This is a genomic window from Ruminococcus sp. J1101004sp1_RTP21198st1_B9_RTP21198_201120, from assembly GCF_040924245.1.
In the GTDB taxonomy this organism is placed as follows: Bacteria; Bacillota; Clostridia; order Lachnospirales; family Lachnospiraceae; genus Blautia_A; species Blautia_A faecis.
Genome location: NZ_JBCOMI010000014.1, coordinates 1 through 12,066, shown reverse-complemented (window position 1 = coordinate 12,066; position 12,066 = coordinate 1). Strand labels below are relative to the sequence as shown.

General features: G+C 45.0%; 10 protein-coding genes. 9 read left to right on the top strand and 1 reads right to left on the bottom strand.

Annotated elements, in window-relative coordinates:
* Positions 1-3 precede the first annotated feature (3 nt).
* The 7 genes from AB5618_RS10975 (at position 4) to AB5618_RS10945 (ending at position 6,759) form a co-directional block, all read left to right on the top strand.
* Positions 4-1,065, top strand: a complete 1,062-nt coding sequence (locus AB5618_RS10975) for a 4Fe-4S dicluster domain-containing protein (protein ID WP_256144221.1) — start codon at positions 4-6, stop codon at positions 1,063-1,065.
* A complete protein-coding gene (locus tag AB5618_RS10970) occupies positions 1,065-1,919 on the top strand; it encodes an FAD/NAD(P)-binding protein (RefSeq protein ID WP_148461092.1) in 855 nt (284 codons plus the stop codon). The genes AB5618_RS10975 and AB5618_RS10970 overlap by 1 nt, the downstream gene beginning before the upstream one ends.
* A 271-nt stretch (positions 1,920-2,190) precedes the next feature.
* A complete protein-coding gene (locus tag AB5618_RS10965; protein ID WP_118578143.1) occupies positions 2,191-2,865 on the top strand; it encodes a 2Fe-2S iron-sulfur cluster-binding protein in 675 nt (224 codons plus the stop codon).
* Positions 2,866-2,879: 14 nt separating this feature from the next.
* Positions 2,880-4,493 (top strand): FAD-dependent oxidoreductase, encoded by a 1,614-nt coding sequence (locus AB5618_RS10960; protein ID WP_148461093.1) that lies wholly within the window; start codon positions 2,880-2,882, stop codon positions 4,491-4,493.
* Between the two features lie 39 nt (positions 4,494-4,532).
* Positions 4,533-5,375 carry a fumarate hydratase gene (locus AB5618_RS10955; protein ID WP_148461094.1) on the top strand — a complete coding sequence of 281 codons (843 nt, stop codon included), beginning with the start codon at positions 4,533-4,535 and terminating at the stop codon, positions 5,373-5,375.
* 2 nt (positions 5,376-5,377) lie between these two features.
* On the top strand, positions 5,378-5,944 hold the full coding sequence (locus AB5618_RS10950; RefSeq protein WP_368356755.1) for a Fe-S-containing hydro-lyase: 567 nt from the start codon (positions 5,378-5,380) through the stop codon (positions 5,942-5,944).
* A gap of 125 nt (positions 5,945-6,069) precedes the next feature.
* Entirely contained in the window at positions 6,070-6,759 is a 690-nt protein-coding gene (locus AB5618_RS10945; RefSeq protein WP_227198914.1) for a YoaK family protein, read from the top strand.
* Between the two features lie 158 nt (positions 6,760-6,917).
* Here the strand turns inward: AB5618_RS10945 and AB5618_RS10940 are convergent, their stop codons facing one another.
* Positions 6,918-8,309 carry a sodium-dependent transporter gene (locus tag AB5618_RS10940; RefSeq protein ID WP_368366729.1) on the bottom strand — a complete coding sequence of 464 codons (1,392 nt, stop codon included), beginning with the start codon at positions 8,307-8,309 and terminating at the stop codon, positions 6,918-6,920.
* Positions 8,310-8,801: 492 nt separating this feature from the next.
* On the opposite strand from AB5618_RS10940, the gene pflB reads away from it, so the two are divergent.
* Together pflB and pflA are read left to right on the top strand one after the other, a co-directional pair.
* Complete coding sequence (gene pflB / locus AB5618_RS10935) at positions 8,802-11,057, top strand: formate C-acetyltransferase (RefSeq protein WP_368366728.1); 2,256 nt, start codon at positions 8,802-8,804, stop codon at positions 11,055-11,057.
* 105 nt (positions 11,058-11,162) lie between these two features.
* The gene (pflA, locus tag AB5618_RS10930) at positions 11,163-11,891 is read left to right on the top strand and encodes a pyruvate formate-lyase-activating protein (protein ID WP_368366727.1); all 729 of its coding nucleotides are present in this window, start codon (positions 11,163-11,165) and stop codon (positions 11,889-11,891) included.
* Positions 11,892-12,066 lie beyond the last annotated feature (175 nt).

Here is a 12,066-nt window from a genome sequence, read left to right as displayed (position 1 = left end):
TGTATGTATAAGATTGAAAAAGAAAATCTGGAAGCATTATTCCGGAAAATCGCAGAAAGCCAGGATCTGATCCTTCCGGTCAAAAAGGCAGGACAGACCAACTTCGGCCTTTGGAATGAAGGAGAAGAGGCAGACCTTGAGACCTTGAAAACCGTAAAATCCGGCAAAGATGTCTTTTTCCCACAGAGCGAAACACTTTACACCTGTGTTCGTGATGGAAAGAAGCTGACCGTAGAGCCGGAAGAGCTGAGAAGCCGTCCGTTCGTTGTATTTGGCATGAAAGCCTGCGATGTAAAAGGTGTTGCAGTTCTGGATAAGGTTTTTCTTGCTGATCCTGTTGATACCTTCTATGCAGCAAGAAGAGATCATGGAACCATCGTTGCCATGGCTTGTCATGAGCCGGAGGAATCCTGTTTCTGTAAGGTTTTTGGAACAGATGCAGCAGATCCGGAAGCAGACGCCGATGTAAAAGGAATTGCCGATGTAGCAGCCTGGATGGTGGAGGGAAGCCTTTACTGGAAAGCCCTTACAGAAAAAGGAGAGGCTCTTACAGAAGCTGTAAAAGAACTTCTTACCCCGGCTGACGGCGATCAGGCAAAAGTGGATGCTGAAAAAGAAGCAATCCATAACATTGTAGAAAAGCTTCCATATACACATCTTTCTCTGGAAGGATGGGATGGAAATGCTACAGATGCGAAGTTTAATTCTCCTGTCTGGGAGACTTTATATAAACCATGCCTGGCATGCGGAACCTGTACCTTTGTATGTCCGACCTGCCAGTGCTATGACATCAAGGATTACGACACAGGACACGGTGTAAAGCGTTACCGCTGCTGGGATTCCTGTATGTATTCCGATTTCACAATGATGGCTCACGGAAACAACCGTATCAGCCAGTTGCAGAGATTCCGTCAGAGATTTATGCACAAGCTTGTATATTTCCCTGCTAATAACAACGGTATGTACTCCTGTGTAGGCTGTGGCCGCTGCGTGGAAAAATGTCCGTCATCTTTAAATATCGTGAAGGTGATTAAGGCTTTTGAAAAGCATGGAGGTGAAAAGTAATGAGCGAGTGTACTTGTCATAAAAATTATACTCTGGATACTCTGATTCCACAGGTTGGTGTGATCACAAATATTCATGAGGAGACTCCGGATGTAAAAACATTCTGTGTAACAGCACCGGATGGAGGAAAGCTTTTTGAGCATATGCCAGGCCAGTGCGCTATGGTCTGCGCCCCAGGTGTAAGCGAAGGTATGTTTTCCATTACTTCCTCTCCTACAAATAAAGAGTATCAGGAATTCAGTATTAAGAAATGTGGTGAGCTGACCTCTTATCTTCACAGCCTTCAGGTGGGAGATGAGATCACAGTCCGTGGACCATATGGTAACCATTTTCCGGTAGAGGATAAGCTGAAAGGCAAAAATCTTCTGTTTATTGCCGGTGGTATCGGTCTTGCACCACTTCGTTCCGTAATCAACTACGTTCTTGACAATCGCGATGACTATGGCACTGTAGATATTCTCTACGGTTCCCGTTCCGCAGATGATCTTGTAAAATTAAAAGAGATCCAGGAAGTGTGGATGAATGCAAAAGACGTAAACGTCTACCTGACCATCGACCGTGAGCAGGAAGGCTGGGACGGACATGTAGGCTTCGTACCAACCTATTTGAAAGAAATCGGCTTCGACACCAACAAAGTCGCATTAGTCTGCGGACCGCCGATCATGATCAAATTCGTACTTCAGGGCCTTGAGGAGCTTGGATTTACAAGAACTCAGGTTTATACAACACTGGAGCTTCGTATGAAGTGCGGTATTGGTAAATGCGGACGTTGTAATATCGGATCTAAGTACGTATGTAAAGATGGTCCGGTTTTTAGAATGGACGAGATCGATCAATTACCTGACGAGTACTAAACTTTTTAATCTTAAGAAACTTTCGAATAAATGAATCAGTTATTGCCAGTACACAGACTTGGGGAATGGGTATCTCGCTAAGATGCCCATTTCAGGAGCGGTTTTAGCGGCGCTGAAATCCAGCGCTTACGAAGACTTAGGAGTGAAGGCTCTCCTGAACTCCTTAGTCGCAGTTAGCGATTAGTTCAGCAGAGCGTTGCGACGGGCACGTGCGGGATACCCATTTCACAAGTCGTACGGGTTGAATAAGTAGAAGAAAGGACCCCACAACATGGAAAATATGGTAAACGTATATTTCTTCGGTAAAAAATACACCGTACCAGCTGACCTGACCATTATGACGGCCATGGAATACGCCGGATACACTTTAAAACGCGGCTGCGGCTGCCGTCACGGCTTCTGCGGCGCCTGCGCCACAATCTACAGAATCAAAGGCGACAATGAACTGAAAACCTGTCTTGCCTGTCAGACACAGGTACAGGAAGGCATGTATGTAGCAAGCATCCCGTTCTTCCCTACAGACAAGAGACTCTACAATATCGAAGACCTTCAGCCAAACCAGCAGGTCATGATGGAGCTCTACCCGGAAATTTACAGCTGCATCGGCTGTAACGCGTGTACAAAAGCATGTACCCAGGGCTTAAATGTAATGCAGTACATCGCATATGCGCAGAGAGGTGAGCTTGAGAAATGCGCAGAAGAATCCTTTGACTGCGTAAGCTGCGGATGCTGTTCCGTAAGATGTCCGGCAGGTATCTCTCACCCGATGGTAGGTCTTCTTGCAAGACGTCTCACAGGAAAATACATTGCACCTAAGAGTGAACATCTTGAAAAACGTGTAGAAGAGATTCATGAAGGCAAATACGATGACCTGATCGAGCAGATTATGCAGAAACCGATCACAGACATGGAAGAACTTTACAACAACAGAGAAATCGAGAAATAAGGAGGGCATAAAACATGTACGCACCATATCCAGAAAATATGATGGAATCCATCAAAAAGGTAGAGGCTACAAGAGCACAGCGTATGACAACAGAGCCAAGACGTCTGAGCGCTGATGAGAAAGATGCTCTTCTTAAGAAATTCCATCCAGATTATAACCCGGATGCATTTGCAGAAATCAAAGTAGGACCAAACAAAGGACAGAAGGCACCACTGGAACTGGCAGAAATGCTTCACTCCGAAAGCCGTCTTCTGAATGAAAAAATTGACCTTAACAAAATTGATTATGATGTAGATGTACTTGTAATCGGCGGCGGCGGCGCAGGCTCCTCCTGTGCCATCGAAGCACACAATGCAGGTGCCAACGTTATGATCGTGACCAAACTTCGTATCGGTGATGCCAACACCATGATGGCAGAAGGTGGAATCCAGGCAGCTGACAAAGAAAATGATTCCCCTGTACAGCATTATCTGGACTGCTTCGGCGGCGGACATTTTGCTGCAAAGCCAGAGCTGGTAAAGAGACTTGTAATGGAAGCTCCGGATGCAATTAAATGGCTGAATGATCTTGGCGTTGAGTTCGACAAAGAAGACGATGGAACCATGATCACCACGCACGGTGGTGGAACCTCCAGAAAGAGAATGCATGCTGCAAAGGATTATTCCGGATCTGAAATTATGCGTACTATCCGTGACGAGGTTCTGAACCTTGGCATTCCGGTAGTAGAATTTACTTCCGCTGTAGAACTTCTGAAAGATGAAAAAGGACAGACTGCAGGTGCTGTTCTTCTTAACATGGAAACCGGCGATTACTCCGTTGCAAGAGCAAAAACAGTTGTCATTGCAACCGGCGGAGCAGGAAGAATGCACTATCAGGGATTCCCTACCTCTAACCACTACGGCGCAACCGCAGATGGTCTTGTACTTGGTTACAGAGCAGGTGCTTCCCTTCTTTATCAGGATTCCATCCAGTACCATCCAACTGGTGCCATTTATCCGTCCCAGATCCTTGGCGCACTGGTAACAGAGAAAGTTCGTTCCGTTGGCGCGCAGCTTGTAAATGCAAACGGAGAAGCCTATATTCACCCTCTGGAAACCCGTGACGTCAATGCTTCCGGTGTTATCCGTGAGTGTGAGGAAGGCCGTGGCGTAGAGGTTCCTGGCGGACTGAAAGGTGTATGGCTGGATACTCCGATGATTGAGATCCTTGGAGGAGAGGGAACTATTGAGAAGAGAATCCCGGCAATGTTCCGTATGTACATGAACTATGGCATTGATATGAGAAAAGTGCCGATCGTAATCTACCCTACTCTGCACTACCAGAATGGTGGTCTGGAAATTGATGGAGATGGATTTACAAAAGAAATCCCGAACCTTCTGGTTGCAGGAGAAGCTGCAGGCGGAATCCATGGAAGAAACAGACTGATGGGCAACTCTCTTCTGGATGTAATCGTATTCGGAAGAAATGCCGGTAAAAAGGCAGCTGCAAAATGCAAAGAGGTAGAGCTTGGGGAAATGAACCTGGATCATATTTACGCATATGAGAAAGAGTTAAAAGCAGCAGGGGCAGAGACCGATAAAGTATCTCCATTACTGCTTCCAAACTACGCCCGTCACGAGCAGAGATAAAAATGAAATAAATATTATGAAAGAAGGGAGCTTACCAAAATGCGTGAAGTAGAAGTAAGCAGACTTACAGATGTCATCGAAAAACTCTGTATCGAAGCAAACGAACATCTTCCGGAAGACGTAAAATGCGCTATCAAAACATGCCGCGCATGCGAAGACGGAGAGATTGCCAAGGGTATTCTTGACAATATTATTGAGAATTTTGATATTGCAGATAACGAAAATGTACCGATCTGTCAGGATACAGGAATGGCATGTGTGTTCCTGGAAATCGGACAGGATGTGCACTTTGTTGGCGGAGATCTTACTGATGCAATCAATGAAGGTGTACGCCGCGGATATACAAACGGATATCTTCGCAAATCTGTTGTAAAAGATCCTGTACGCCGTGGAAACACAGGCGACAATACACCGGCTATGATTTATACAGAAATCGTTCCTGGCGATAAAGTGAAGATCACAGTGGGCCCGAAAGGCTTCGGAAGTGAGAATATGAGTATGATCCGTATGTTCAAGCCATCTGCAGGACTTCAGGGAATCAAAGATTTCATTCTGGAAGTCGTTGAGACAGCAGGCCCGAATCCATGCCCTCCGATGGTTGTAGGGGTTGGAATCGGTGGAACCTTTGACAAATGTGCTCTTCTTGCAAAGAAGGCACTGATGCGTCCTCTGGATTCCCACAATCCGGATCCATTCTATGCAGAGCTGGAAGATGAAATGCTGGAGAAAGTAAACAAGCTTGGAATCGGACCACAGGGCTTTGGCGGAAAGACCACAGCCATCGGTCTGAATATTGAGACAATGCCTACTCACATTGCGGGAATGCCATGTGCAGTCAACATCAACTGCCATGTTACCCGACACAAAACGGAGGTGATCTGATCATGGAAAGAAAACATATTACACTGCCTCTGACGGAAGAACTGGCAAAAACCCTTCACGCAGGAGATCAGGTTCTCCTTACCGGAACCATCTACACATCCCGTGACGCAGGTCACAAACGTATGTGTGAGGCTCTTGCAAAAGGCGAAAAGATTCCTTTTGATCCAACAGATGCAACTATTTATTATGTAGGACCAACTCCTGCAAAACCAGGTCAGGTCATCGGATCTGCCGGACCAACTACCAGCGGCCGTATGGATGCCTACGCACCAACCATGATGTCTGTAGGAGCCCGCGGAATGATCGGCAAAGGAGCGCGTCTGCCTGAAGTAGTAGAAGCCATGAAAAAATATCACGGTGTTTACTTCGGAGCCATCGGCGGTGCCGGCGCCCTTCTTGCCAAATGTATCAAAAAAGCGGAGCTTATCGCATACGAGGATCTGGGCGCAGAAGCTCTCCGTAAGCTTTACGTAGAAGATATGCCCCTTGTAGTCATTATTGACAGCGAAGGCAACAATCTTTATGAAGAGGGAAGAAAAGAGTATCTGGAAGCGCATAAAGAAATCTGATCTTAGACATATAAGATATATATACTCTACATATCAAAATAGATGTTTACAGAAAGCATTATTTATTCTATAATCTGAAAATATGTATGTATACGAAAGATAAAAGACGAAAGAAGGAGCTTATTATGGACCATCATAAAAGGGTACAGACCTCAGAAGCATTCATAAACAGTGCATTCCTTGCAGTGTCAGGAGGATTTCAGGATGCCTATACCTATTTTACCCGCGATGGCGTTTTCTCCAACGCCCAGACCGGAAACGTGGTACTGATGAGTGAGCGGTTTATGAATGGCGAAGTGAAAGCAGGATTGCATTATCTCATTCCCCTGACCGCGTTCTTCCTTGGAGTTCTGTTAGCGGAACGCATTCAGGAAAAATTCCGCTATGCCAGACGCCTTCACTGGCGCCAGGGAATCCTTCTAGTAGAGATCATCCTGCTGTTTCTGGTTGGCTTCATCCCAGGGAATCTGAACGTGCTTGCCACCACCCTGGTATCCTTTTCCTGCGCCCTTCAGGTGCAGACCTTCCGAAAGGTTGAAGGAAATGCCTACGCAAGCACCATGTGTATCGGAAATCTGAGAAGCGGCACTGCAGCCCTTTCCGCTTACATGCGTGAAAGAAAGCCCCGCCTGCTTCATCAGGCCTTATGCTATTTCGCCATTATTTTTCTGTTTGCTATTGGCGCAGGAATTGGCGGCAGACTTTCAATGGCTTACGGCGAAAGAGCCATCTGGATATCCAGCATCCTGCTTCTCATCAGCTTCCTTTTAATGTTTATTGAGGAAATCGAAGAGGCAGAACACCGCTGGCAGTGAGAAACTAATAAAGCTTCAGTATCTAAACAATTACAAATTATAAAAAACATCCAGTCTCCATACAACGATGGCAGGCTGGATGTTTTTTGCGCAATATAAGCTTTCCAAAATTGTGAGGCACATCTTGCAAAAAGCCTTCCTCAAACATGCTTTACAGTTTAAGATAAAATCCCTGTAGATTGTAAAAACAGAATAAACATCATAACCGGTGCAACAAAGCGGATCATGACGCGGTACAATTTTTTCCTACGGAACTTATCCCCGCTTCTTTCCATTTCGTCAATCACATAATCTGGCGTTACGATCCAGCCGATGAGAATCGTGGAAAGTAGTGCTATAAATGGCATCATAACACTGTTACTGATGTAATCCATAATATCAAGAAGCTGTCCCACAGAACCATTTGGAAGCTTCACTTCCACATAGAAAATACTGTATCCCAAAGCGATAACTGCGGAAGCTGCAAGGTAGATCACAGATAAAACAAGAACTGTTTTTTTACGGCTGGTATGAAAAATTTCCATGCAGTTTGCAGTAATAGATTCCAGTACGGAAATACAGGAAGACAAGGTTGCAAAAATAGCAGTTACGAAAAACAGGATTCCTACGAAGGTACCAGCTTTTCCCATTGCAGAAAATACCTTTGGCAGGGAAATAAACATCAGGCTTGGTCCGGCACCCATTCCCTCAGTGCCGGAAAACACATATACAGCCGGGATGATCATGGCACCTGCAAGAAAGGCAACACCTGTGTCAAAAATTTCAATCTGATTGATCGCTTTGTTTAGGTTCACTTCAGGTTTTACATAGGAGCCGTAGGTGATCATAATTCCCATGGATACACTGAGTGAAAAGAACAGCTGGCTCATGGCATCCAGCAGAATCTGCAGAAAACGATGCACAGTCAGTCCTTCAAGGTCAGGCGTCAGGTAGTAAAGAAATCCCTGTAAGCCGGTGCGAAGCTGACCGGAAGCATCCGTATGTGAAATCGTAAGAGAATACACTGCAATCACTACGACCAGAACCAGTAGGACCGGCATCATCCATTTGGATACTTTTTCAATCCCCTTTTCCACGCCATTGTATACAATGAAAGCAGTAACACCCATGAAAAGCAGTGCGAAGATCACCGGTGAAGTGGAAGAGGTGATAAAGGCTGTAAAATAGTCATCTGCGGCAGCTGCCTGTGCCTGACCGGTTATGTATACCACCGCATATTTGGTAATCCATCCGCCGATGACCGCGTAATAGGTCATAATAAGCACTGGTACAAGGAATGTAAGGATTCCCAGGAACTTCCATCTGGGATGCATCTGGGTATAGGCTCCGATGGCACTCTTCTGTGTACGCCGTCCGATCGCAATATCCGAGGTGAGAAGGGTAAATCCGAAGGTAAGTACCAGAATCAGATAGATAATTAAAAATAAGCCGCCTCCGTCTTTTGCGGCAAGGTATGGGAATCTCCACAAATTTCCCACTCCTACAGCACTTCCGGCTGCAGCCAGGACAAAACCAAGCTGTCCTGAAAAATGGTTTGATTTCTTTTCCATTACATTTGTTTCCCCCTTAATGTTGTAAGAATAGGATAACATATGACAAGATAATAGTAAAACAAATACTTAAATTTTTAGCAAGCAGAAAGGAGTATAAGTTATTGTCCACTTCGTTCACAGCAACACGCTCCGTGATGGCATTGAACATGGCGATGCAGATAAGACCATCGAGAGCTTCACGAAAATTTATTCGTTAAGCGATAGCCCCCTTCAATTAAGTTGATAAAATTTAACAAAGTATATCGAGAATATTTCTCTGTATTTACTACAGTGAAAATGGGACTTACAAATGGAAAAATGAATTAAAGTACAGAATATAGGACTTATATATAGGAAAATCCATTTTTTACCAGATAAATTGTACTTTATTAAAAGCATGCCCCAAACCGATTGACGGAAAAAAAACAATCTCGTATACTACAATCGTTAAACCAATAACAATTCTTCAATATACGCGGAGAACTATAAAATAAAGAAAGAGGTACAAGAATGAAAGATTTTGCACAGTGGGAAGGCTTCGAAGGAAGTCGTTGGAAAGAACAAATTAACGTTCGTGATTTTATCCGTCACAATTATACCCCTTATGACGGAGACGATTCTTTCCTGGAAGGCCCGACCGAGGCAACTGACAAACTGTGGGGAAAGCTGCAGGAGCTGCAGAAAGCAGAGCGTGCCAACAATGGTGTGCTTGACATGGAGACAAAGATTGTCACAGGCCTGACCGCATACGGACCAGGATATATTTCTGAAGACCTGAAGGATCTTGAGAAGGTTGTAGGACTTCAGACAGACAAGCCTCTGAAACGTGCATTTATGCCATACGGCGGAATCAAAATGGCTGAGCAGGCATGCGAAATGTACGGCTACAAGGTAGATCCTCAGATCCACGATATGTTTACAAAATATGAGTTCAAAACACATAACCAGGGCGTTTTTGACATTTATACACCAGAAATGAAAAGAGCACGTCACAGCCACATCCTTACCGGACTTCCGGATACTTATGGACGTGGACGTATCGTTGGCGATTACAGACGTGTGGCTCTGTACGGTATTGACGCTCTGATCGCAGGCAAGGAGAAAGACTTTGCAGACAGCGACCGCCAGGGTATGAGACGTTATGATTTCCAGCTTCGTGAGGAAATCGCAGATCAGATCCGCGCTCTTAAAGGAATGAAAGAGATGGCAAAGGTTTATGGTTATGATATTTCAGAGCCTGCAAAGAATGCTCATGAGGCATTCCAGTGGCTGTACTTTGGATATCTTGCAGCAATTAAGACCCAGAATGGTGCTGCAATGAGTGTTGGACGTATCTCCACATTCCTTGATATCTATATTGAAAGAGACCTTAAAAATGGCGTGATCACTGAGAAAGAGGCACAGGAGCTTGTTGACCACATGGTAATGAAATTCCGTATGGTTAAATTTGCGAGAATTGAGTCCTACAACCAGCTGTTCTCCGGTGACCCGGTATGGGCAACTCTTGAGGTTGCAGGTATTGGTGTTGACGGACGCCATATGGTTACCAAGAATGACTATCGTTTCCTTCATACTCTTGAGGATATGGGACCGGCTCCGGAGCCAAACCTTACTGTTCTTTATTCTTCCAAGCTGCCGGAAAACTTCAAGAAATATGCTGCTAATATTTCTGTTACAACAAGTTCTATCCAGTATGAGAACGATGATGTTATGCGTCCGGTATGGGGCGATGATTATTCTATCTGCTGCTGTGTATCTGCAACTGAGACCGGTAAGGAAATGCAGTTCTTTGGAGCTCGTGCAAACCTTGCAAAATGCCTCCTTTATGCGATCAACGGTGGTGTGGATGAGAAGTTAAAGACTCAGGTAGGACCGGAGTACAAGCCGATCACTTCCGAGTATCTTGATTATGATGAGGTTATGCAGAAATATGACCAGATGATGGACTGGCTGGCTCATCTGTATGTAGGAACCTTGAACATGATTCACTATATGCATGATAAATATTACTATGAGGCAGCTGAGATGGCGCTTATCGATACCAAGGTTGAGCGTTCTTTTGCAACAGGTATTGCTGGATTTTCACATGTAGTAGATTCTCTGTCTGCTATTAAGTATGCGAAGGTAAAAGCTATCCGTGATGAGGATGGAATTACCACTGATTTCCAGGTTGAGGGTGATTTCCCACGCTACGGTAATGATGATGACAGAGCAGATGAGATTGCAAGAAATCTGCTTTCCACCTTCATGGATAAACTGAAACACATCCATACTTACCGTGATTCCAAGCCAACCACTTCTATTCTTACCATTACTTCTAACGTTGTTTATGGTAAAGCTACCGGAGCTCTTCCGGATGGAAGAAAGGCTGGAGAGCCTCTGGCACCTGGAGCAAACCCATCTTACGGCGCAGAGCAGAACGGACTTCTTGCTTCACTGAACTCTGTTGCAAAGCTTGACTATGAGGATGCACTGGATGGAATTTCCAATACACAGACCATTAATCCGGAAGCTCTTGGACATAGTGATGAAGAGCGTACAGATAATCTGGTACATGTACTGGATGGATATTTCAACCAGGGTGCACATCACCTGAACGTAAATGTATTTGGCAAAGAGAAACTGATCGATGCTATGGAGCATCCGGAAAAAGAGGAGTATGCAAACTTCACTATCCGTGTTTCCGGTTATGCAGTTAAGTTTATCGATCTGACAAGAGAGCAGCAGCTGGATGTTATTGCCAGAACCTGCCATGACAGAATGTAAGTCTGATATTGTAAAATAGTATCGGCGAAACAAAAGGGCATGCAATATAATATATGTCAAAGGTTGCATGTCCTTTTTATGAATATGAATGTAAAGGAAATAAAAATGTTAAAAGGCTATGTTCATTCTCTGGAAAGCTTCGGGTCTGTGGACGGACCTGGAGTGAGATATGTGATTTTTCTTTCTGGCTGTGCTATGCGTTGCCAGTTCTGCCATAATCCGGATACCTGGAATATGACAGATGGAAAAGAGTACACTACGGATCAGCTTTTGAAGACAGCACTTCGGTTTAAGTCTTACTGGGGAGATAAGGGTGGTATCACGGTGAGCGGCGGGGAACCACTTTTGCAGATGGATTTTCTCACAGAGCTTTTCCGTAAGGCAAAGGAAGCGGGAGTCCATACTACTTTGGATACCAGCGGAAATCCTTATACCACTAAGGAGCCATGGCATTCTAAGTGGCTGGAGCTGATGAAGTATACAGATCTTCTGCTTCTGGATATCAAGCAGATCAATGAGCAGGAGCATGTGAAGCTTACCGGGCAGACCAATACGAATATTCTTGCCATGGCCCGTGAGCTTTCGGATATGGGTAAGCCTGTTTGGATTCGGCATGTGTTGGTACCGGGGGGCAGTGACAAGGATGAGTATTTGCACCAGCTGGCGGATTTTATCCATACACTGAAAAACGTTGAGCGCGTGGAAGTTCTTCCGTATCATACTCTTGGCATTTTTAAATGGGAAAAGCTGGGGATTCCTTATCTGCTGGAGGGCGTGAAACCTCCTACGCAGGAGAGGATTGATAATGCCAGGCGGATTCTTGGGGCGATTTAAGAGCGTGAAAGAAAGTAAATAAAACTCCTTAAGGGGAGGCCGTTGCGGACTGGAAATGAGTTCGCAATGGCCTCTTTTAAGTTGCTATTTAGTTGGTTAAAAGTTCTTCAGGAGGGACGCATTTGGACAATGTGTATTACTCACTCGCCGGCGCAACGCTGCAGCGAACTAATCG

Bases quoted from the DNA above. Each gene is read 5' to 3' on its own strand.
- AB5618_RS10975 (WP_256144221.1), top strand. From the start codon at position 4: ATGTATAAGATTGAAAAAGAAAATCTGGAAGCATTATTCCGGAAAATC.
- AB5618_RS10970 (WP_148461092.1), top strand. From the start codon at position 1,065: ATGAGCGAGTGTACTTGTCATAAAAATTATACTCTGGATACTCTGATT.
- AB5618_RS10965 (WP_118578143.1), top strand. From the start codon at position 2,191: ATGGAAAATATGGTAAACGTATATTTCTTCGGTAAAAAATACACCGTA.
- AB5618_RS10960 (WP_148461093.1), top strand. From the start codon at position 2,880: ATGTACGCACCATATCCAGAAAATATGATGGAATCCATCAAAAAGGTA.
- AB5618_RS10955 (WP_148461094.1), top strand. From the start codon at position 4,533: ATGCGTGAAGTAGAAGTAAGCAGACTTACAGATGTCATCGAAAAACTC.
- AB5618_RS10950 (WP_368356755.1), top strand. From the start codon at position 5,378: ATGGAAAGAAAACATATTACACTGCCTCTGACGGAAGAACTGGCAAAA.
- AB5618_RS10945 (WP_227198914.1), top strand. From the start codon at position 6,070: ATGGACCATCATAAAAGGGTACAGACCTCAGAAGCATTCATAAACAGT.
- AB5618_RS10940 (WP_368366729.1), bottom strand. From the start codon at position 8,309: ATGGAAAAGAAATCAAACCATTTTTCAGGACAGCTTGGTTTTGTCCTG.
- pflB (WP_368366728.1), top strand. From the start codon at position 8,802: ATGAAAGATTTTGCACAGTGGGAAGGCTTCGAAGGAAGTCGTTGGAAA.
- pflA (WP_368366727.1), top strand. From the start codon at position 11,163: ATGTTAAAAGGCTATGTTCATTCTCTGGAAAGCTTCGGGTCTGTGGAC.